The sequence below is a fragment of the Bifidobacterium sp. M0404 genome (assembly GCF_016101415.1).
Classification (GTDB): Bacteria; Actinomycetota; Actinomycetes; order Actinomycetales; family Bifidobacteriaceae; genus Bombiscardovia; species Bombiscardovia polysaccharolytica.
The window spans coordinates 60,212-83,329 of record NZ_JACFQP010000004.1 but is presented as its reverse complement, the minus strand read 5'-3'; the positions used below and the strand labels follow the sequence as shown (position 1 = coordinate 83,329).

The following is a 23,118-nucleotide window of genomic DNA, read 5'->3' as shown; positions in this document are numbered from 1 at the left end:
CGGCTACCTCAACTCGAAGGTGGTGGCTCCGATGCGTACAGGAACCTCCGCCGGTAGGATTGTCGGAGCTGTGATTCTCTGCCCCGAGACGACGGTGCCATTGGTGGACCCAAGATCCTCGATGGCCCATCGGCCCGATGCAGGATCCTGGTAGACCCGCGCATGATGGCCGGAGACGAACTCGTCGTCCAGCACCAAGGTGTTCGAGGAGGAGCGGCCCAGGGTGATGGGACGCCCGGACAGCGGCGTGGAGGAGCCGGCCAGAGGTCCGTCGATGACCACCAGCAGGGAGGGTTCGTTGTTCGCGTGCTCTGTCTTGCTGACTGGGGCGATAGGCACGGATCTGGCGGCCGCCGGCAGCTTGCGCTGGGCTGCGCGTTCACTGCGTCGACGGGTATGGGAAGTCTTGGGGCTGAAGGTCTCGATGTCTTTGCGGAGTGAACGGACGGCCAGCCAGACGAACACCCATAGCAGAGCCAGGAATCCGTATTTGAGGATGGCGAATGTCAGTTCAGTCAGCATAATGATTCGACCTTACTTCAAGGTCTGGGCGACTTACGAATCCTGTTCCTGCGACGATGCCCAGTAGAGGATGCGGGTACGGCCGATGGTGATGGTATTGCCGTCCAGCAGGGTGGCTGCGGGAACCTGATGTCCCTCTACATAGGTGCCGTTGGTGGACCCCAGATCGCGGGCTACCACGCCCTTGTCGGTGATCTCGATCTGGAGATGTCGGCGGGAGATGCCTGCGTCGTCGATGACGATGTCGCAGGAGGATCCACGGCCGATGGTGGTGATGGGGGCGGTCAGCAGGTACTGGCGGCCGTTGATCTCCAGCACCGGGCAGTCCTTGGACTCTTCGGGAGTGGTAACGGGCGCCGCGTTGCCCTGAACCGACTCGGCAGACAGGTGGAAGTCACCCTTGTTCAGGTTGAGGTCCTCTTCGAATATGACCACGACCGGACCGACGAAGGCATAGTGCTGGCTTTCGGCGTACTTGGTCAGATTGTCTGCCAGCTCGTTGGCCAGAGCCTCCGAACCCCACTGCTCGATGCGGTCGAAGTCTGGTGTGGATAGTCTGAATCGATACTCGTTGGGCGCCACGGTGCGGTCGCGACCAACGGGCATGGCCTGTGAGTCTATCTCACGCTCGAGGGCGCTCGACAGGTCGACGGGCTGCAGGTCCTTGGAGCCGAACTTCGAGAAGACACCGTTAACGGCGCCTTCCACGCTCTTCTCGAAACGATCGAGAACGCTCATAGTCATCCCTTTCCATATAACCCTTTCATAGTACGTGACCCTGCCGGAAGGGGGTAATGAGTGGTCGGATGCTTGCAATTTCTCCAATGAACGGGTTCGAACGACCCGCGACCGTCAGGATGACAAATCGGGGTTGAGGCTGATCGAATTCCCCTTTGGCGCTTGGGCGCTTATCATCGTGGCAGACGCATGGTCATGGGGATCATGTCAGAGATATTCGAGGAGCGAGCATGGCCGAAGAGGTGGATCGGGCGATGGAGGCATATCCGCGGGCCAAGGCCCGGACCCTGCGGTTTACGTTGGGTGCGCCGCGGTCAGCCCTGGCGGTGGGGGACGGTTCAAGGGCCGTCTTCCTGCGCTCCGACGGGCCTGAGGACCTGGTGACCGGGCTCTGGCTGTCCGTCTTTGACCAGGAAAGCCGCCACCATGAGGTGCTCTTGGCTGACCCCAGGGCCCTGCTGGAGGATGCAGACCAGGAAGAGGTGCCGGCCGCCGAGCTGGCCCGCAGGGAGCGCTCGCGAGAAGGCGGCGAGGGGATTGTCGATTACAGCGTGGATGCTGCCGGGGATCGGGTGGTCTTTGCCCTGGGTGGTCGGCTCTGGTTTTCGCTGATAGCCTCTGATGGTCTCACCGCCTCCACACGGGCTCTGAGCTTGGAAGACAGTGATTCGGCTGTGCTTAATCCCGCCATCAGCCCGGACGGCACCATGGTGGCCTATACGACTGGCGACCGGCTAATGGTGGTCACCATCGGGCAAGGTGCCGAGCAGGATCATGAACGGGCTGTCCTGGCACTGCGCCCCGGCACTGATGATCGGATGCAGCTGGGGCTGGCCGAGTTCGTGGCCGGCGAGGAGATGGATCGCTACCAGGGGTTCTGGTGGTCGCCGGATTCCCGGGCTCTGCTGGTCGAGCACACTGATTCCTCCGATGAGCCGATCTGGTACATCAGCGATCCGGCCAATCCCCAGGTCGGGCCGCGCGCCAGGCGGTATCCCCAGGCTCTGACTGCCAACGCACGCGTTGGGCTGAGCCTGGTCCTCCTGGGCCAGGATGACGCCGACCCCTGGGTGGGCGAGGTGGACTGGGACCATCAGGCCTTCGAGTACATGGCCGTGGTCCGCTGGCAGGAGGGGCATCGGCCCCTGCTGCTGGTTCAGAACCGCCGACAGACCGAGGACAGGATCCTGGATGTGAAGGTGCCGGATGCCCGTCAGGATTTGGAGCCGGGGCGGAATATGACCCTGCTTGATCCCGAGGCGGCACCCAAGGTGTCCACCATAGTGCTGCAGGAGCATAGCAACGATCAGTGGATCGACCTGGTGCCCGGGCTGCCGGCCTACCGGCCCCAGGGCGGGCTGGTGGATGCCTTCATCGACACAGAAGCCGACACCACGCGGCTGCGCCTTGACGGAAAGGTCTTCTCCCCAGCGGGTTGCCAGATTCGGCAGGTGCTGTCTGTGGAGGACCATGATGTGCTGGCGGTGGTCTCCACTGATCCCCGCAGTTTCGATTTGATGCGCCTGAGTTATGACGGCTCCATCCATGTGCTTAACCGTCTGCCTGGAGTGTGGTCCGCCTCACGAGCCGGCCATGGCATCGTGGTCAGCGGCCGGACCATGGCTTCGGCGCAGGGACAGGTGCGGCACTGCTATCTGGGGGCTGATGGGGATCTGGACCGTCTGGGTGCTGAAGGGCTGGGCCTGGTGGGCGAAGCTCGCCCCGACAGTAGTGCCAGGCAGACTGGCGAACCTGTACGGCCGGAGCATCAGGATCGTCCTGATCGTCGGGCCGTGGATACAGGTCATATCAATAGCCAGGGGGCTATGAGCGCTGTCCTGGCCGACACCAGCAGCGATCCCGGGTTCACCCCCAACGTGGACTTCGTGCGCATGGGGCAGCACGAGCTGTTCGCAGCCATCGTCAGGCCCTCTGAATCTAGCCCCTACGCCAGCGCCGACAGCCTGCCCGTCCTGCTCAAGCCCTACGGCGGGCCAGGTGCCCAGCAGGTGGTCTTTAACCAGTCCTACTACTGGGAGTCCCAGTGGTGGGCCGATCAGGGCTTCCTGGTACTGACCGCCGATGGCCGAGGCACGCCTGGTCGTGGTCCTGCCTGGGATCGGGCCATCTTCGAGGACATGGCCCAGGTGACTCTGGATGACCAGCTTGAGGCTTTGGAGGCCCTGCCGGACTTCGCCCCCGAGGCCGACCTGGGGCATGTGGCCATGATCGGCTGGTCCTATGGCGGCTTCCTGTCGGCTCTATCGGTTCTGCGGGCTCCCGACCGGATCCATGCGGCCTGCGCGGGTGCCCCGCCCACGGACTGGACTCTTTACGACACCCATTACACCGAGCGCTATCTAGGTCTGGACCCGGCCGTCTACCGCCGCAACGGGATCATTGATGACGCCCCCTCGCTGCGCCGCCCGCTGATGCTGATCCACGGGTTCGCGGACGACAATGTCTCCGTGGCCAATACCCTGAGGCTCTCCAACGCTCTGATGGCGGCTGGACGCCCCCATACGGTTCTGCCGTTGACCGGCATCACCCACATGACCAACGACCCCACAGTCTCCAGCAACCTGTTGACCCTCCAGCGGGACTTCCTTTACCGGGCCCTAGGGGTGCAACCAGTCCAGGCTTGATCCGGGCTGACATTCAACGGAAACCAACTAGATGGATATTGATGACTTCTGCTGCTAGTCGCGTAAGGCTAGTGCGAAGATCATGCTGGGTGTCGGCATAAGGACCAGGGGAATGAAGGAGGCCCTGGAGAAGCTGGAATATGTCAACGGGTAAGTAGGTACAGCCCTGGTTTATCGCTAGGTAGACAATGGGATTGCAGAGCCTATGGGCGTATCCATATGGTGTATCAGCTATGAGATGGATGGCCCTTGGCAGGTGTGCCGTATGAGTCCAGAAGAATATGCGTCAGCAGCGGACTGGACAGCCCAAACTATGAAACTGGCCGAACCTGGTCTCGAACTCGTGATCCGAGGCTCATCCAGTGCCTGCGTGCCTACCTTTGGTAAGTGGGAGAGTACGGTTCTGACCAAGGCCTATGAAAATGTGGACTCCGTCTTCTGTCATGCCTACTGCTATGAGCGTGGCGTTGCCAGCCAGCAGGAGGCGGATCTAAAAGTCCATCAGAGCCTAGGTACCAAACCTTGGCCGAAAGCCTCTCCACTCCTGGCTTATCGCCCATGGGTTCCATAACTCTAGCGGCCCTACAGCCCCTGGGTCCGGGTATCCGCTAGATTAAGCACTGTGATGAGTGAGCAGGATACAGAGGAGCATGCAGACCGACAAGGCCTGGGGCAGGTCGGCAGCCCGGGTGCGGTTCCAGTACGGCTGACAGGATCAGTCAGACGACTGCTGGGTCTGGCCATCTCAGTTCTGGTGCTGGGCCTGGGAGTAGGGTTGTCCTCAGGCCTGCTCTCCCTCTTTTTTGCGGGATCAGAAAAGCTCATGTTGGGTTTTGTGGAAGGCCCCCATCAGGCCGGGGCCTTCCAGACCCCTGCCTTGCGCCGGTTCATATCGGTCAGTCTGGCCGGTCTGGTCACCGCCATCCTCTGGTGGCTGCTGCGCAACCGTACCCGTCCGGTTCCCTCTGTCAAAAAGGCTGTGAGGGGAGCCGATATGCCTGCCTGGCAGACTGCGACCCATGTGCTCTTACAGATTTTTCTCGTAGCTTCGGGCGGCTCTATCGGTCGTGAGGTGGCCCCCCGGGAGGCCGGGGCCATGCTAGCCACTTACTGGACACGCCTTCTGGGCCGCCTAGGCCTGCGGAAGGCAGACCGGACCATGCTGGTTGCAGCTGCCGCCGGCGCCGGGTTTGCCGGTATCTACATTGCCCCCCTGACCGGCGCCTTCTTCGGTATCGAGGTCCTCCTAGGCCGGGTCAGCATCACGGTGGTCATGGTCAACCTGGGTATGTCCGCCCTGGCTACCCTAGTAGGAGGGGTCATTAAGGGCTTCGGCCCCTATTATGCCCTCCCTAACCAGGCTTTTTCTCCCTGGATGATGGGCCTCTGCCTGCTCATAGGTCCCCTGATGGGGCTAGTGGGAACCGGCTTCCGCAGGCTGACCAGCTGGGCCGAACAGCACCAGAGCACGGGTAATCCTATTCTCTTCCAGCTGCCCGTCGTCTGTATCCTCACCGGCCTGGTCGCCATCTGGATGCCACAGGTCATGGGCAATGGTCGTTCCATGGCCCAAACCGCCATGAACCAGACTTTGCAGGGCATAACGGACGCTCATGCCTTGGTCATGGCCCTGGGGACCCTCTGCCTCTTCGCCTTGGTCAAGGCCGTATTCACCGTGGCCACTATCCGTTCTGGTGCCTCTGGCGGCACCCTGACTCCCTCGATAGCCATCGGGGCCAGTCTCGGAGCCGGGGTGGGCCTGGTGGGTGCCTGGTTTCTACCGGCACTGCCGGTCTGGCAGTGTGCCCTGATCGGGGCTACTGCCCTCCTGGCAGCCTCTCAGCAGGCCCCCCTGATGGCCTTGGCCATGCTGATGGAGGTCAGTCACCTTCCCATTACCGCCATCATGCCCCTGGGCTTTGCTGTAGCTCTCTCCATTTTGGTTTCACAGGTGCTGTTGAGCCTGAGCCAGAAAGCCGGACATGAGCTAGCGGCCGCACCATGCAACCATACGGTCGGGGGAACAGGCTGACAGGCCATAGGTACCAGGAGTAGGGGATGTTCTTGTCTAAGCTAGGGGGAGGAGCCCTCCCGATGATGCAGGTGCGGGTCGGTCCCTCTGGGAGGGGGCAACTTCACGACCAGCTGACTGGATTCGCTGGTAAGAGAAGATGGCTATACTCAGGCGAGGCATTGGCGGGCAGCTACTTTTGGTCTGTCTCTAGGCAGTCCCAGCTTCAGTCACTGTCGTAGACATACGATAATCGATACTGTAAGGAAGTAAAGGTCCTGTCACTGGTAGGGCCAAATAAGGTAGGGCCTCATCTGTCAGGGTCATACAGGTACCCAGGAGGTGGAGTAGGTCGTGAAAGTTGTCTTACAGATCTTTTCACGGGATCTCCTGCGCCTACTGCGCAACCCAGTGGCCTTAGTGGTCACTATTGGGGTAGCTGTTCTGCCCTCACTCTATGCCTGGTTCAATGTCATTGCTCTCTGGGACCCCTATGCCAACACAGGCAATATTCCCGTGGCTATAGTCAACCTAGACCGGGGGGCTGATTCTCATCTCACCGGTAGGATCAATGCTGGCAGGGAGGTCACTGACGAGTTGCGCAAGAACACCAGCTTAGGCTGGAAATTCATAGATGATCAGCAAGTGGCCATTGATCAGGTTCATGCAGGTGAATCGTACGCAGCTATCATTATTCCCCAACACTTTAGTCAGGACTTAATCGGGGTTATCAACGGGTCTCATACCAAACCAAAACTGAATTACTACGTCAACGAGAAGAAAAATGCCCTGGTACCTAAGGTCACTGATACTGGAGCTTCTACGATTGATGAGCAGATCAATTCCACCTTTATATCCACGGTCAGTGACACCTTAGCAAATAAGGTGCTGACCAAATATCATGATGCCAAAGGTTCAGCTGATCAAACCCGGCAGTCTGTAGTGGATGATCTGGGTAAGACCATGGATGATGTCCAAGAGATATCAGATTCCCTGGGACGAATTCAGAACGCAGTAGGCCAGGCTAAGCAAACGGTGGCTGAGTCCCAAAAGACCCTGGACTCCCTCAATAAGCAGATCAGTTCGGTTCAGAAGGCCCTGTCTGAGACAGATGCCAATTTGGGCACTGTGCGTACAGGATCCCTAGAATTTTCTACTGCCCTCAATCAGGCCCTGTCAGATGGGTCCATGAAGTTGGCGGGTACAGCCAGTGATGTAAGTCAGGCTGCTGGAACCTTGCAGGATGACTTTAATACGACCCAGGATAAGGTAGATCAGGTTACCTCCAGCCTGGGCCAGATTGTAGACGACAGCGGGAAGGCTATTGACCGCCTGCAAAACGGCTTAAATCAGTCTGGTCTTCAGCCGGGAGACCCCTCGTATGACCGTATTCAGGAACAGCTCAATAAGCTGAAATCCGCGCATGACAACCAAAAAAAGGCCTTGGACGGTTTTACTAAGAATTCGACGCAAATCCTACAAGCAGGCAAGCAGGCAACGAAAGATCTCAGTGGTGCTATTACCGGTTCTGCCCAGGCTGGACTAGGCAGGCTAAACCAGACCAGTAGCGCTCTGACTGGCACACTCATGCCCAACCTGATCACCGGCATAGATGGTCTTTCCACGATGACAGGTACCTTGCAGGGGACCCTCAATGGTCTGACGACCACAGTCTCCCAGTCCAAGAGCCTCCTCGACCAACTTGACAGCACCCTGGACCGGGCTGACTCTACACTTGCCACCACAAGTACCTCCCTGGATGAGGTACACACTGATTTGGACAAAGTGCGTACAGATGTGGCTGCCTTGGGTAGCTCCTCCTCCTGGCATAAGTTGGAAGAGACCCTGAACCTGGACTCCGACTCGTTTGGCAGGGCTATGGCATCGCCGGTTGCGCTCACCACACACACGCTCTATCCCATTCGTAATTATGGCTCTTCCCTTTCCCCCTTCTACACCAATTTGGCTTTGTGGGTAGGGGGTTTCATCCTCATCGCTATCTACAAGCTCGAAGTGGACAAGGAGGGGCTGCGTAAATTTAACGCCACCCAGGCCTACCTAGGACGCTGGCTACTCCTGGTCTTCATCGGTTTCTTCCAGGCGGTAATCGCCACAGGCGGTGACTTGATACTGGGCATTCAGTGCGAACACCCTGCCCTCTTCATGTTGACCGGCGTATTCGCTTCCTTTATCTACATCAATATCATTTATGCCTTAGCTGCCACCTTCCGTCATATTGGTAAGGCACTGGCAGTTGTTATGGTTATCTTGCAGATACCAGGCTCAGCCGGTATGTATCCCATAGAAATGATGCCTAGCTTTTTCAGGAATTTGAGCCCCTGGCTCCCATTCACACACAGTATTGATGCCATGAGGGAGACCATCGGAGGCATGTATGGTTCCCGCTACTGGCTGGATATGCTCACGCTCTTCTGGTACCTGCCTGTAGCGCTCTTTATTGGTTTAGTTGTTCGCAGATATATGCTCAGTCTGAATGCCCTCTTCGACCGGAGGCTGGGTGCTACCGATTTGATGTTGACGGAGAAGAACCAGTCGGTCGGTCGGCCGGTCGGCCTAAGCAGCTTGGTCAAGGCCTTCCTGGGTACAGGGGGTGAAGGCGACTTCGAGAATGAGTACAAGCTCCTTATTCGACGGCGGGCACATCGTTTCCTGGCAATTTATCCCCGTCTGATCCGCACCGGGTTGGCCCTGGCCCTGCTCCCCCTCCTCTTCCTCATCCTTCTCTTTAGTGTCGAGGCAAAAATTGTTATGCTCACCCTCTGCATCGTCTCTATTGTGCTGATTGACGCATACCTCATCATTGTGGAATACGTCTGTGACAGGTACGTAAGCTTACTGGGAATGACTCAGGTACCAGGTGGGGGACTACGCTCCCTCCTGCGGCCTGGTGGGGCTCAGTTCGAGACTGCTGATAGCGCTGATCACTCATGAAAAACATATGGAAGATCTTCCGCCGGGACGTGCTCGATGCCACCAATAATGTCATCGCTGTCATCGTGCTGATTGGCCTGATCATCGTGCCAGCCCTTTACGCCTGGTTTAACATCGCTGCCAGCTGGGATCCCTACAGCAATGCCAAGTCAATCAAGGTGGCTGTGGTCAATATGGACACCGGATACAAGTCAGATCTGATCCCGGTCAAGATCAATGTGGGGGAAACAGTAGCCAATACCCTCAAGGCCAACGATCAGCTGGATTGGAACTTTGTGGATCGGGAGTCAGCGCTCGATGGGGTTCGGTCAGGGCAGTATTATGCCGCTATCGTTATCCCCAAGGATTTCAGCGCAGACATGATGACCCTCTTTTCGTCCGATATTAAGCATGCTCAGCTGGGGTATTACCTGAATCAAAAGAAGAATGCTATCGCCCCCACCGTAACCGAGAAGGGGGCGGATACGGTGGCAAGTACTATTGACACCACCTTTGTAAAAACTGTCGGTCAGGTAGGTATTGATCTGGCTAGTCAGGTTTTCGCATACTCGCAGAGTCCACAGGCCCAGCAGTATCTCGATACAGCTACAAGTCACCTCAACGAGATGGCCAGTCGCCTGGATACGGCCTCAGCCCAAGTAGTCGCCTACGGTGGGCTTTTAGACTCTTCAGCCCAGTTAGTGGACTCGACAGGTAAGATTATTGGTCAGTCCGGATCATCCATCACGCAGGCCCGCAAGGCCTTGGGGCAGGGTGTCAAGGGAACGAAGAGTGTTGGTAAGGCCCTGTCAGGGGCTGCTGATTCAGTGAATACTGCTCTAGACCAAACTGGCTCAGCCTATGATGCTATCGCCAAACAGGTTGACGATGCTTTTAGCAATGTCGGCCTGCAATCAGATGCGGTGGCTAATCAGTTGCAAACCTTGAGCGACCAGGTCTCGAACACTACTGCCGGCTATGACAAGGTCATTCAGAACCTACAGGCTGTCAGAGAATCTGTGGAGGCCAACAATACTCTGACTCCTGATGCTAAGCAGAAGCTCTTGTCTTCGTTGGACAATGCCATCGCCAACGTGCGTTCAGCGCAAGATGCGCAAAAGGACCTGTCTGACAGACTGGGTGCCGCTTCCCAAAGTGTCAAGGATAATAGTGGTTCCCTCCAGTCCAGTCACCAGGACCTGCAGAAAAGTATCGTTCAGGCCAGGAAGTCAGTGGATAAGGTGTCCAAGGATTATCAGGATACCCTGCGGCCTCAATTGCAGGCTTTAGCTGATTCAGTGGATACCGTTGTCAGTCAAACAGGCGGACTGCTTGACGACTTAGATGACAATAACCAGGGTATCAGCTCCCTGTCCAGTTCAGTTTCTTCAGACCTCAAAGGGGCTCAGGATCATCTGCATCATGTCGCAGACAAACTCAGCCAGGCTTCAGGTAAATTGACGGCTCTGAGTGGTCACCTGGCCGATACGATGCAGAGCGATAAGGGCCAGGAGGCAACGGATGCGCGCAAGCTGCTCAGCGGGGATGCGGAGACCCTGGCCTCCCTACTTACCTCGCCGGTGGCCGTCCAGCGCAAGGCCGTCTTTCCTATTGCCAACTATGGCTCGTCTATGGCCCCCTTCTATTCCACCCTTTCCATCTGGGTGGGGGCCACCATCCTGGCTGCCATGATGACGGTGAGTATCTCCGACAGGAAGAAGGCCCGCGTCCTGGGCCTGGACTCTTTGAAGGCATCCTGGCTGCGGGCTGACGCGCTGGATGAAGAAGGCAAACAACCCTGGGGACCTTTTCGACCTGAATCACCTGGTAATGCCCGACGGTTCGGAATGAAACTCTACCAAGAGTATTTCGGACGGTTCCTGGTCTTCGCCGTCATGGCCATCCTTCAGGGCTGCATGGTCTGCCTGGGTGACCTCTTCTATCTGAAGATCCAGTGTGAACACCCCCTCCTCTTCCTCCTGGTCGGTATCCTGGCTGCCTTTGTCTTTATGAACTTGATTTACACCCTGGTGGTCTCCTTCGGCGACGTGGGGAAGGCCCTGGCCGTGATCCTGCTGGTGATGCAGGTGGCCGGTTCAGGTGGTACGGTCCCCAGGGAGGTCCTGCCAGACTTCTTCCAGGCGGTCTACCCCTTCCTGCCTTTCGTTCACGCGATAGCCGCCATGCAGTCGGCCATTGCCGGCGTCTACGGGATGGAATTCTGGCGCGAGATTGGTGCCCTCTGCCTCTTCCTGGTCCCCTCTCTCCTGCTGGGTCTGGTTCTGCGCAACCCTGTTATCCGCTTGAACAGTTGGTTTATGAGGAATATGGAAAGCACGAAGCTCATGTAGCTTGTGAGTGAGTGGAAACACCCCCAAGTCCCCTAGGGTTTGAGTCCTCTAACCCCGTTTTAAGGCTTCTGCGGATAAGTAACAAGTCAGGCAAAAGCCGTGTAAAGCTGATCGGGGAAGCCTGACTCCTATAGGCTAGGACTATGAGCGTGGATTTAATTGATGAGCACGTCTACGAGCAGACCATGAAGAATAAGGTCCTGCCCAGCCTGGCCAGGTGCAGCCATGAGGGTTGGATGGACTCCTGCCAGCCCGGGGATAAGGACAGTTTTCGTTCAGACATACCCAATGAGGACACGGGTGATCCCCACAAGCGGCTACATTACGTCTGCTATTCTGCTTCAGAATTCCAGGATGCCACCCCAACCCATGTGATGGCCCGCTACCGGGGAGCCATCGTCATCTCCCACGGATTTAGCGAATTTGGCAGGAAGTATGAGGAGCTCACCTGGTACTTCCTTATGGCCGGGTACTCAGTCTGCATCCTCGACCACTGGGGACATGGTCTGTCAGGGCGCGGGGTTGATGACCCCAACCTGGTCTGGGTGGACAACTGGGAGCGCTACGTGGCTGACTTGGCTGGCTTTTGCACCCAGGTGGCCCAGACCTATGCCGGTGAGCACCCGGTCTACCTTTATGCCCACTCCATGGGGGCGGCCATCGGGGCGAGAATGCTGGAGCGTTTCCCTGACATCATTGGCAAGGCTGTGCTCTCCTCACCGATGATTGAGCCAAAGACTGGGCATATGCCCCTGGCGGCACTGGCAGCAGCGGACGCAGCCTGTGCAGTAGGCATGGGTGAGAAGCCAGTTCCGGGCTTCCGCCCCTTTGACGCCAACTTGGACATGTCCAAATATAAGCATGGCAGTCTGGCCAGGGTTGAATGGGCCCACCAGTTGCGGGTAGGGCAGACCTGGTACCAGACCAGCCAGGTGACCTACCAGTGGATCAAGGAAGCGCTACAGATGTGCCGTGAGCTCATGCGACCGGACCAGTGTGCTCAGGTGGAGGCTCCCATTCTCCTATTCCAGGCTGAGCCTGACAGGTTCGTCCTACCCAAGGCCCAGGAGAAGTTTGCCGCCCAGGTACGTGACGGTGGCTGTGAGGTCGAGTTGGTCAAGGTGCCTCACAGCATGCATGAGTTATATGAGATGCCCAACGCGGTCCTGGGTCCCTACCTGGACCGGATTTTTAGCTTCTTCGAACAACCCTACGTCCTCCTCAATGATGAGGCCTCCCGGGAGGACCTGGACGACATAGCCCACGTCTAGAGTGGGGACAAACCAAGAATCTGGGAGTGACAATGCATCGTTTTGCAGTGGGCTATGAGTTTGTATGCAGGATCATCATGATGGTCGCGGTGGTTCATCTTGCTTTCCTGATCCATATGCTGCTGGGCCTGGTCCTTGCAGGATTCTTCCCCTCCATTGCTGCCTCCTGCGCGGTCTATAGAACCTGGATCTTGGACCTTCATGACCGCTCTTGGACGGTCAAGCAGACCTGGATGGCCTTCCACCAGGCCTGGAAGGAGGAATTGGGTCCGGCCAACATCTTCGGCTGGCCACAGTTCCTGGTATGGGTTCTCCTGATCTGGGAGTACTGGCTGACCATGCGCAACGATATGGGTACGGCTGGCCTGGTGGTATCTGGCCTGCTCCTGGTCCTCAACATTGTGTATGGTCTTTTCGTTTGCTTAAGCTGGGTCATCCGCTCCAATTTTGCCCAGGGTCCTATCTGGATTGTGAAGACCTCCCTATCCATGGTGATTGCACGCCCCCTCTGTAGTCTCATGCTGGTCCTCCTCCTGCTTATTACCGTCTGGGCCTACTACACCTGGCCTGGTCTCATGGTTGCCTTCGGGCTGGCTGTCCCCATCTTCGCCGATATGATGGCGGTCTATTCCTGGGGCCGGATTCCCGGTATGGACGTCCACGTCCTTGAGCCCAGGGAGTCCAAGAGGCGCAAACAGGGTTAACCCCTGCCTGGTCTGGTGACCTTGGTGGTAGCGAGTAATGATCTTCTGCTCTGGCCCATCATAGAGACCAGGAAGGGGATACTGCTTGTGCGTTAACTTATTTTATTGTTGAAAACACCTGATAAATTCCAATTATTGCAGTGTTCTATATCTCAAGTTAACCAGTTACTGATAAAAGTTGACATAAACGAGTTAACTCTTTTACTATGACCTCGCCAGGAGAAGGATGGGTTGCACAGTCGCCTGATCATCGCGCTCCTGGCGTCACCAGTAAAGGAGAGTGTGATGGCACAAAGAGGTGTGTGGAAAAGGGTTGTGACTGCCGCTGCCTTATTTGGCATGGTGGTTCCACTGGCTGCCTGTGGTTCTGACAAAGCTGAAAGCAGTACCGAAGCGGATGGTAAACCGGTCATAAAAATGATGATCACGCGCTATTCTACCGATACGCCTATGACTAAAATGAAATGGGCTAAGGATGTAGAGGCAGCCTGTGACTGTCATATTCAGTGGGAGGATCTCGCGGATTCTGCTTGGAGTCAGCAGAAGAGCGCCAAATTAGCTTCTGGGGATATAGCGGATGCTTCGATTTTTGCCTTTGACCCAGGCGATGCAGTCAAGTATGACTACTTTGATGATCTGAACGCCAATATGGACAAGATGCCCAATGTACAGCGGTTCTTCAAGGACAATACCGTCGCTGAAAAGATGGTGAAAGACAAGGAGGGGCACGTATACGTACTCCCTACAGACCGTGGTAAGAGCTACCGCGTCTCAACGAGCCATTTCATGATTAACAAGAAGTGGCTCGATAAACTCGGACTTCAGATGCCTAAGACCTGGGATGAACTGACACAGGTACTTACCGCCTTTAAGACCCAGGATCCCAACGGGAACGGAAAACCTGACGAAATACCCTTCAATATGCGCCGTCTGGACACCGATGGTTTCAAGCTCTGGAACCCCTTTGTCCTGCTCAACTCCACGGGCATTACTACAAGCTTTGCCGGCACCTCGCCTTCCCTACAGGGCTACTATGTCAAGAATGGCAAGGTCGACAGTTTCTTAACGCAACCTGAGTACAAGAAAGTGATTACCTATCTGCACTCACTGATGGAGCAGGGTCTGGTGCCCAAGGATGCCATGACCCGAGACGATGCAGCCACCACGGCGGCCACAACCGGAGATGGGAAGACTGCCCGCTCCGGACTGATTGTCGGCTGGGCAAAGACGGATTTTGAAAAGCTCAAGGATGAATATGTCCCTATGCCGGTGCCTAAGGATAGCGCCGATAGGCCTGACTCTGAAGTTACCTGGGATTACACCCAGGATCTAACCGAATTGAGCAATCACGGTATCGCCGTTTCCAAGAATGCAAAGAACAAGGAGGCTGTCTACAAGGCTATCAACGCCCTCTATAGCCCTAAAATTTCAGTCGCCCAGTACTACGGTGACATTCCTGACTTTGTTGAGGAAAAGGGAGACAAGGTCTACAGGATGAAGGACGGCTGCTATGACGGCAAGATAAAGTGTGCTGCCGTAGCTGACCGGTTTGCAGGATGGATTCCCGACAGTATCAGCGTCGAAAATGACCAAACTGCCGAGGCGCTCCAGGAGGCCGATAAGGCCTATAAGGACACCCTGGCCAACGTCGACCCAGTCAAGGATGTCATGCCTGCTTATGTCCGTATTGACAGTGAGGAAGATCAAACCGCCCTGGGTAACAACAACACTGCTATTCTCAGCTACGCACTGGCACAAACCGCTAAGTGGATCCAAAAGGGCGGGGTCGATGAGGGCTGGGACTCCTATGTCAAAAAGCTTGAAGACCCCAGTCTGGGCCTGAAGCAGAACATCCAAATTTGGCAGAAGTATTACGACCAGTACACCAGTGAAGCCAACTAGGAGAGTTCACTGATCGATTGGGGCCACGAGGCGTTTGCCTATGGCCCCGGACGGAGGGCAGCCCTCGAGGGTCTGAGATCTGGCCTAGTTGGGATCCTTCCCCGTCGCCATTGAATACATCTTGAGTGAATGGAGTGCTCATGAAAGCGAAGCAGGTGGTGGTTCACGAGAATACACCACACGGGATGCGAGGGATCGTGTGGTCCTTCAAACGGTATTGGCAATTGTGGCTGTTGGCCCTTCCCGCAATCTTCTTCGTCGTCCTGTTTGCCTACGTTCCCATGTGGGGAATCCAGCTGGCCTTTAGGAAGTTTGAGCCCAGTAAGGGTATTACGGGCGGCAAGTGGATGGGGCTGTCCTACTTTAAGCAGTTCTTTGCCTCCCCCATGTTTGGCAACATTATGAGGAACACCATAAGCATCAGTCTGTGGACCCTGGTTATGGGCTTTATGGCCCCTATTATCCTGGCCCTCCTGATCAATCAGATAGCCAGCACCAAGATCAAGGGCCTTGTGCAGACCATCACCTATATGCCCCATTTCATATCCACCGTGGTCATTGTGGCCATGCTCAATATTTTCCTGACGCCTGAAACTGGTCTCCTGGGAAAGTTTCTGGGGGATACCAGCCTTTTGGGAGAGCCACAATGGTTCACCCCCATCTACTGGATTAGTGAGGTCTGGCAGCACTGCGGTTGGAATTGTATTATTTACCTGGCCGCGCTCAGCTCAGTAGATGTTGCCCTCTATGAGGCAGCTAAAATTGACGGCGCCGGTAGGATGCAGTTGATTCGCTACGTTGATATTCCCACCATTTTGCCCACCTGCGGAGTCCTGCTGATCATGAACATGGGGTCGGTCCTCTCTGTCGGTTTCGAAAAGGTCTTCCTCATGCAGAACGCGCTCAATTCCTCGGCCTCAGAGGTCATCTCAACCTACACCTACAAAATAGGTATTTTGGGCAGTCAATTTTCCTACTCCACGGCCATCGGACTCTTTAACACCCTTGTCAACTTCTTCTTCCTGATCCTGGCGAATTACATCTCGAAGAGGGTCTCTGACACCAGCATCTTCTAAGGAAGTCATATGGTACAAAAAGCATCAACACCAGTGCAAGCCCCTATGAACCCTCATGATGCTAGCTTGCTCGCTGCCCGCAACAGTGGGGAGCAGGTTCCTTTCAATAAGAAGGTCCACCAGCAGAGGAGTTTTTCAGATTGGATGGTGGATATCGCTATCTGGGTCGTCCTGATCCTGGTGGTCTTGGCCGTCCTCTACCCCCTCTGGTTTGTTGTCATCGCCTCAGTGTCTGACCCCAAGCTGGTGGCCAGCGGGCAGCTGAGCCTACTCCCCAAGGGGCCGACTTTGAAGGGTTATGAAACTATTTTTCATGATGCCCGCATCTGGCATGGCTACGCCAATACCATCCTCTACTCGGTGAGCGGCACCCTGCTGAATATGGTGGTTACCATCCCTGTGGCCTTTGCTCTCTCTAGGAGGGAGTTTAAGGCCCGTCGCCTGATCATGTTCCTCTTTACCTTTACCATGTTCTTCGGTGGGGGACTGATCCCCAGTTACCTGCTCTATAAGCAGCTGGGCATCCTCAACACGGCCTGGGTCTTTATCCTGCCGGGGGCTGTCAGCGTCTACAATGTCATCATCACGCGATCCTTCTTCGATACCTCCATCCCTGAGGAGCTGCATGATGCTGCACAGATTGACGGCATGAGCTACATCGGATACTTCATACGTATTGTGGTTCCGCTGAGTTCGGCCATTATCGCAGTCATCGCCCTCTACTACTTCGTGGGGCACTGGAATGACTACTTCACTGGTCTGATCTACATTACGGATATGAAGAAGTGGCCCCTGCAAAATGTACTCCAACAGATCCTGCTTGCCAATCAGACCCAGTCGAATATTGCCTCCGTTGGCGCCCAACAGGCACAGGAGGCTGCCGAGCAAATCAAATATGGCATCATTATTGTGTCGACACTGCCTCTGTTGGTCCTCTATCCCTTCTTGCAGAAATACTTCAATAAGGGAGTCATGATAGGGGCCATCAAGGGCTAAAGTCCACCCATAAGAATCGAAGAAAGGGGGAAGATCGTGGTCACGATGCAGGAAATCGGGGACAGCCTCGGTGTTTCCAAAGCAGCTGTATCGTTAGTGCTCAATGGTAAGGACCAGGGCCGAATCCGCCGGGAAACGGCTCAGGCCATCCGGCAGACTGCCCAGGTCATGGGGTACTCCCCCAAGAAAACCAGTTATTCCAGTGAGAAAAAAACGCGGATTCTGGGATTTATCAGTGATCACATTGCCACTTCCCCCTATGCGGGCAGGCTGATTTTTGGTGCCCAGGAGGCTGCGCGACAGCTGGGTTACATCATCGTCGCGGTCAATACGGATGGGGATGACCAGCTGCAGGCCTCTGAAATTTCAGCCCTGAAAAGCTATGGAGTAGATGGTTTCCTCTATGCCTGTGTCTATAACCAGGTGATCCACTTGCCACAGAGTCTGAACGGGGAGCGGGTGGTGATTGTGGACGCCACTGATACCAGCGGCCATGTTCCCTCCATCATTCCTGATGAGCGACATATAGGCAGGACCGCCACCCGTCACCTGATCGATGTTGGGTGCAAACGTATTGCCTTTATTGGTTCATTCGGCCCCATGCAGGCTCAGCGCGGTCGACTGGCTGGTTACTGCAAGGAACTCACCGAGCACGGCATAGCAGTAGACGATAATCTGATCGTAAATGTAGAAATGGGCCAGGATGGGATGGAAAAGGTGGCCCGCCTGGTAGACCAATATCAGCCCGATGGCTTTTTCTGTTTCAACGATGCCCGAGCCTGGTATGTCTATAGCGCAGCCATGCGGCGCGGGCTCAATGTGGGCCAAGATATTTCAGTAGTCGGGGTGGATAATCACCAGGTTGTAGCTGAAATGATGGCCCCCTCGCTCACAACTATCGAATTGCCGCACTATGAGATGGGGTACTGGGCCACCCTGAAACTCATTTCACTGATTGAGCGGCGCCGGCTAGATGACCTCAAACTCTTGCCCACCAATGCTCCCATTCCCTCGCTTGATCGGATTCACGCGCAGGTCAAGTGTGTGCTGATTGAGAAGGAATCAGTGGTGGGGCATTCATGATCAGTCTGCCCCTCCACTAGTTGGATTTCGCATTCCTCGAAGGAGAAGATGATGGAAGACCAGGATTACGATAGGCTCCCTGGCAAGGATGAGCCCTCTACAGCCGTCGAGGCCGAGGCGGGAAACACCAGGCAGGTAAAGACCCACAGGTGGGGGAAGAGGCATTGGGTCTTGGTCTTTGGGTCCTTGCTGGTTGTGATATGCCTCCTGGGAGTCCTCATACCGGTCTTTGCGCCAGGCTTGAGTTTCAAAGGTAACCAGGAGGCTGAGGCCCAGAGTGCTAAGGAGAGCCGGTTGACTCAGAGTAAATTTAAGCAACGATATCATTACTACAACCCAGCCGGATTCATGAACGATGTGCAGACCATCTGGCAGGACAAGAATGGCCTATACCATTTGATCTACCTGCAAAATGCCAAGTACAAGCATGAGGGTGATGGGACTGAGTGGTATCAGGTAACGACCAAGGATTTTATCCATTATCAAAATGTGGGTGTCTCCATCCCCAAGTTCGCTGGATCCTGGCAGGATATGGCGACCGGTTCCATTCTGCCTAACAGCTTTGGTTTCTTCCCTCAACTCGACAGGGAGGATCTGGTGGCCTACTTCACCAGCTACGTTGATGGCAGACAGGAACAGTTTGTCGCTTACTCCAAGGACGGGGGCAAGACCTTCACCCCCTATGTGGACCATGCCGTCATGAAAGCTCCTGATGTGACGGCCAACTTCCGTGATCCGTATGTCACTTACAGCGCTGATAAGCACTCGCTCATGATGTATCTTGCAGAGGGTGACAAGATAGGTACCTACAGGAGCGACAATGGGGTCGATTTTCGCTATGTCGGTGGGACCATGATTAACGCTGACAGCCTGCAAGACGGAATGGGGCTGGGCCTGATTGAGTGCCCCAATCTGAAGACCCTGATAGACCCCAAGACTGGGAAAACCCAACACATCATGTTTTTTGGAGCCAATGGGTACGAGCATTCCCAGCCTACAGGCACTTACTATATGGTGGGTCATCTCAACGAGGAGGAAGTATTCGTGCCCGACCAGGAACCCGAACGCATGGATGACGGCTCAGATTATTATGGGGCTAACTTCATGCAGGAGAATGAGGGCACCATTCTCTCTTTAGCCTGGATGGGGAACTGGGATTATACCTCCAAGGCCCTAGAGGATGGGGAGGGAGAAGTCTATAATCTGGGTTCGTTGAGTCTTGCGCATAGGCTCACCTTGGCTGGGCAGGAAGGTGAGTATCGGGTTCGGAATACCATTGTTGAGCCCGAGTCTCTCTATGGGCAAGCCTTGCGAGGTCAGGTGCAGATAGGGCCAAAATCCCGCCGGGGTCAGCAGTTTGAACTTGAGCGTTCCTCCTATCAAAAAATGCGGTTTGCCTTTAAGCCCAAGGACGGGACCGCTGTCGGTTCGGCTGGCAGCGTCAAGCTTACCCTGGCCCAATCTGATGCTAGCCTGAACGTGGATTACGATCTGGAGAGCGGACAATATAAGGTCAGCCGGACTACTAAACGATTTTTGGATGCTCAGGGCCAGGCTAACTACAGCAAGCAGTATGCCCCGGTCGCCAGCGGCCTTGAGAAAGGGCAGGAGCCTGTACTGCATGTGCTGGAGGATCAGAGTAGCGTAGAATTCTGGTTTGAGGGCAGTGGGAGAGTCTATTCCCTCACGAAGTTCTCCACGGATAAGACGACCAAGATCGCTGTCCAGGCTACTGAGCCCATGGATCTTACCTATACTCTAGCTGACGTCGCGAGTAATGCTGACCAAGAGTAAGGCCGGACAGGGTTCATAGGACCTGCGGTGACGGGTATCTGCATAGGCCCCCGCCCACCAGGGTAGCCCGGTGGGCGGGGGGCCAAAAATTTCTACATATGCATACTGGGCGGTACCTGAGTCAGGTGGGTGTACCGTCCTGGCCGGGGAGCGCTACCGGCTTACTTGTTGAGCACCTTCTCCGGGTCGGCATCGAAGGTATTGACGCAGTTCTGCGAGCAGAAGTAGTAGGTCTTGCCCTGGTAGTCGCGCTTGGCCGCGGCTGTGTTGGGGTCGATGGTCATGCCGCAGACCGGGTCGGTGACCTTGTCCGTCGTCGCCTGATCCTGCTGCATGTCGTCATGATGATGGAAGAGTCCCATCTCATTTCCTTTCTCTTGGTTGTGTTCTTGGTGGTTGGAAATGTTGAGGTCCCTGGTCAGGGCATCCATGTCGATCGGCTTGGCCTCTTTGACCGGCCTGGCCTTCAGGGGCGTGTGCCGCAGCCGGTTGGCGTTGAGCACCACCGACAGTGAAGAGAAGGCCATGGCCGCGCCGGCGATCATGGGGTTGAGCAAGAGGCCGATGAAGGGGTAGAGCACGCCGGCGGCGATGGGGATGCCCAGGCCGTTGTATCCGAAGGCAAACCAGAGGTTCTGATGGATGTTGCGCATGGTCGCAGCAGAGAGGTCGATGGCCTTGACGGCCGCATTCAGGTCGCCCGAGACCAAGGTCACGTCGGCGGACTCGATGGCTACGTCCGTTCCGGTGCCGATGGCCATGCCCAGGTCGGCCTGGGCCAGGGCCGGGGCGTCATTGATGCCGTCGCCGATCATGGCCACCTTGTGTCCTTGGGCCTGAAGGGCCTTGACGATGCTCGCCTTGTCCTCGGGATGGATTTGCGCCACCACCCGGGTGACTCCCACCTGGCCCCCGACCTGCTCTGCGGTGCCCTGGTTGTCGCCGGTCAGCATGATGGTCTGGATGCCACGCTCGTTCATGTCGTGGATGGCCTGCTTGGAGCCGGACTTGACCTGGTCGGTCACTGCCAGGACCCCGGCAAGCTTGCCGCCAATGGCCACGAAGATGGTCGTGCGGCCCTGATCCTCCCAGCTGCGGGCAGTACCCAAGAGGGATTGCGCGCCAGCTTGGTCCGCTATTTCGTTCTCAAGTTCGATTCCCTTGCTCTCGAGCAGTCTGCGGTTGCCGACAAGAACATGCGGGGTTCCTTTGCCTGCCTCGAAGGAGCCGGAGGGGAAGGTCGCATCGATGCCGGCGCCGGTAACCGAGTCGAAGTCCTTGGCCGGGACCAGCTCCAGGTTGCGGTCCTTGGCAGCCTGGACGATGGCCTGGGCCAGGGGGTGCTCGGAATTGCTCTCGGCGCTCGCGGCCGCCCTGATCAGCAGGTCATCATTCATCCCCTGTACGCTCAGGGCATCAGCCAGTTCAGGCCGGCCCTGGGTGATGGTGCCGGTCTTGTCAAGGACGATGGTGTCGATGTCATGCGCTCCCTGCAGGGCGTCTGCCGACCGGTAGAGTACACCGGCACGGGCACCGCGTCCGGTGCCGATTGTCACGGATAGGGGAGTGGCCAGGCCGAGGGCGCAGGGGCAGGCGATGACCAGGACGGAGACCGCCGCCACGATTCCGTATACTCCGCGGGGCATGGGGCCGAACGCCCACCAGGCCACGAAGGTCCAGAGCGCTACCAGGATGACTCCGGGGATGAAGATTGACGATATTCGGTCGGCCAGTTTCTGAATGGGCGCTTTGGAGGTTTGAGCCGTCTTGACCAGCCGGATGATTTGTGCCAGGACCGTGTCCTGCCCTACCTGGGTGGCCTTGTAGCGCAGGGAGCCCGTGCCGTTGACGGTGGCTCCGACCAGGGAATCACCCTCCTGCTTGAGGACGGGCATGGGCTCGCCGGTCACCATGGATTCGTCCACTGAGGATGATCCGGAGATGACCTGGCCGTCCACAGGCAGCTTCTCGCCCGGATGGACCTGAATCACGTCTCCGACGGCCACATCGTCGACGGCGATCTCCTGGGTGGCCTCCCTGCCGTCCTGGCCGGTCCTCACCACGGTGGCAGTCTTGGGCCTTAGTCCGATAAGGGCGCGGATGGCATCGCCGGTGCCGCGCCGGGCTCGTGCCTCCAGGATTTGGCCGAGGATCATCAGGGTAATGATGGTGCCCACGGCCTCGTAATATGGTTCGCGGCTTCCCTCAGGCAGGAGTTGCGGGGCCACGGTGACCACCAGTGAATACAGGAAGGCTGTGGCAGTGCCCAGGGCGACCAGGGAGTTCATCTCCGGGGCCCGGTGTGCCAGGGCCAGCCACCCGGTGCGATGGATGGGCCAGCCCGAGTAGAACATGACCGGCAATATCAGGACCAGCTGGACCCAAGGGTTCATCAGAATGTGGGGCATGGGCAGGAACATGCCGAACATGGCTGGTATGAAAACCGGGAGCGTGAAGACCAGGGCTACGATGAATCGCCTGGTCAGGTCACGGATTTCTGCTGTGCGCTCCTGGTCGGCCTCGTCCTGGTCGTTGCCGTCATTGGGCTGGGCGGATTCGGCAGCCTCGGCGGGTTCGGTCTGTGGGCGCTCGCTTTGTGACTGGCTGCTTTGTGCTTGTTCGGATTGTGCCTCGGCACCGCCTGTCGCCGGTCCATTGGTGGCCCGGAGCATCCCGTGGAGCATGTTCATTCCGCAGGCGAAGGGATAGTCGCCGGCCTTGGGCGGGGTCAGCTGGACGGTCGAGGTCTGGAAGGCGGGCAAGGTCTTGTCGATATTGAAGTCATTGAAGACCACGTGTGAGGAGCATTCCCCGCTCTCCTGGCGGTCGAAGACCAGCTTGACCGGCCGCCCGGCCTGAACCTGGATCAGCTGAGGGCTGTATCCGCCCTTGACTGTGATGTGGACGGTCTGGACGCCGCCCTCATCCTTGGCCTGGGTGGCCTTTCTGGGCGCGAAGAAGTACCAGATGATGCCCGCCGTGATGACCAGGGCTGCGATAAGGACCAGTATGCTGCTCATGTGGCCCACTATACCCCCCAGGGGTATACTGATAGTGAATTTCGAGATGGGTTTCATGAATTCGAGTTAGTCCC

General features: G+C 56.7%; 15 protein-coding genes. 12 read left to right on the top strand and 3 right to left on the bottom strand.

Annotation, left to right across the window (positions count from 1 at the left end):
- Positions 1-3: 3 nt before the first annotated feature.
- Positions 4-519 (bottom strand): FHA domain-containing protein FhaB/FipA, encoded by a 516-nt coding sequence (locus tag H3T93_RS08400; RefSeq protein WP_390895326.1) that lies wholly within the window; start codon positions 517-519, stop codon positions 4-6.
- 36 nt (positions 520-555) lie between these two features.
- On the bottom strand, positions 556-1,260 hold the full coding sequence (locus H3T93_RS08395; protein ID WP_015021121.1) for an FhaA domain-containing protein: 705 nt from the start codon (positions 1,258-1,260) through the stop codon (positions 556-558).
- Between the two features lie 230 nt (positions 1,261-1,490).
- On the opposite strand from H3T93_RS08395, the gene H3T93_RS08390 reads away from it, so the two are divergent.
- The 12 genes from H3T93_RS08390 to H3T93_RS08335 all read left to right on the top strand — a co-directional run bounded on the left by H3T93_RS08390 (position 1,491) and on the right by H3T93_RS08335 (position 20,024).
- On the top strand, positions 1,491-3,905 hold the full coding sequence (locus H3T93_RS08390) for a S9 family peptidase (protein WP_144178610.1): 2,415 nt from the start codon (positions 1,491-1,493) through the stop codon (positions 3,903-3,905).
- Positions 3,906-4,170: 265 nt separating this feature from the next.
- Entirely contained in the window at positions 4,171-4,476 is a 306-nt protein-coding gene (locus H3T93_RS09330; RefSeq protein ID WP_144178607.1) for a hypothetical protein, read from the top strand.
- A gap of 54 nt (positions 4,477-4,530) precedes the next feature.
- Positions 4,531-5,937: a chloride channel protein gene (locus tag H3T93_RS08380; RefSeq protein WP_144178605.1), complete on the top strand. Its 1,407-nt coding sequence runs from the start codon at positions 4,531-4,533 to the stop codon at positions 5,935-5,937.
- A 333-nt stretch (positions 5,938-6,270) separates the two neighbouring features.
- A complete protein-coding gene (locus H3T93_RS08375) occupies positions 6,271-8,868 on the top strand; it encodes a YhgE/Pip domain-containing protein (protein WP_144178603.1) in 2,598 nt (865 codons plus the stop codon).
- A complete protein-coding gene (locus tag H3T93_RS08370) occupies positions 8,865-11,198 on the top strand; it encodes a YhgE/Pip domain-containing protein (protein WP_144178601.1) in 2,334 nt (777 codons plus the stop codon). Before H3T93_RS08375 ends, H3T93_RS08370 begins: the two co-directional genes overlap by 4 nt.
- A gap of 143 nt (positions 11,199-11,341) precedes the next feature.
- Positions 11,342-12,469 carry an alpha/beta fold hydrolase gene (locus H3T93_RS08365; RefSeq protein WP_144178600.1) on the top strand — a complete coding sequence of 376 codons (1,128 nt, stop codon included), beginning with the start codon at positions 11,342-11,344 and terminating at the stop codon, positions 12,467-12,469.
- Positions 12,470-12,501: 32 nt separating this feature from the next.
- Positions 12,502-13,173, top strand: coding sequence for a YesL family protein (locus tag H3T93_RS08360; protein WP_144178599.1), 672 nt, complete (start codon positions 12,502-12,504; stop codon positions 13,171-13,173).
- A 285-nt stretch (positions 13,174-13,458) separates the two neighbouring features.
- Complete coding sequence (locus H3T93_RS08355; RefSeq protein ID WP_144178597.1) at positions 13,459-15,075, top strand: extracellular solute-binding protein; 1,617 nt, start codon at positions 13,459-13,461, stop codon at positions 15,073-15,075.
- Between the two features lie 185 nt (positions 15,076-15,260).
- Complete coding sequence (locus tag H3T93_RS08350; RefSeq protein WP_232348782.1) at positions 15,261-16,151, top strand: ABC transporter permease; 891 nt, start codon at positions 15,261-15,263, stop codon at positions 16,149-16,151.
- Positions 16,152-16,196: 45 nt separating this feature from the next.
- Positions 16,197-17,147 (top strand): carbohydrate ABC transporter permease, encoded by a 951-nt coding sequence (locus H3T93_RS08345; protein ID WP_144178662.1) that lies wholly within the window; start codon positions 16,197-16,199, stop codon positions 17,145-17,147.
- A 45-nt stretch (positions 17,148-17,192) separates the two neighbouring features.
- On the top strand, positions 17,193-18,230 hold the full coding sequence (locus H3T93_RS08340) for a LacI family DNA-binding transcriptional regulator (protein ID WP_121913210.1): 1,038 nt from the start codon (positions 17,193-17,195) through the stop codon (positions 18,228-18,230).
- A 48-nt stretch (positions 18,231-18,278) separates the two neighbouring features.
- Positions 18,279-20,024: a glycoside hydrolase family 32 protein gene (locus H3T93_RS08335; protein WP_144178595.1), complete on the top strand. Its 1,746-nt coding sequence runs from the start codon at positions 18,279-18,281 to the stop codon at positions 20,022-20,024.
- Positions 20,025-20,185: 161 nt separating this feature from the next.
- Here H3T93_RS08335 and H3T93_RS08330 read toward each other — a convergent pair whose 3' ends face one another.
- A complete protein-coding gene (locus H3T93_RS08330) occupies positions 20,186-23,044 on the bottom strand; it encodes a heavy metal translocating P-type ATPase (protein WP_144178594.1) in 2,859 nt (952 codons plus the stop codon).
- Positions 23,045-23,118 lie beyond the last annotated feature (74 nt).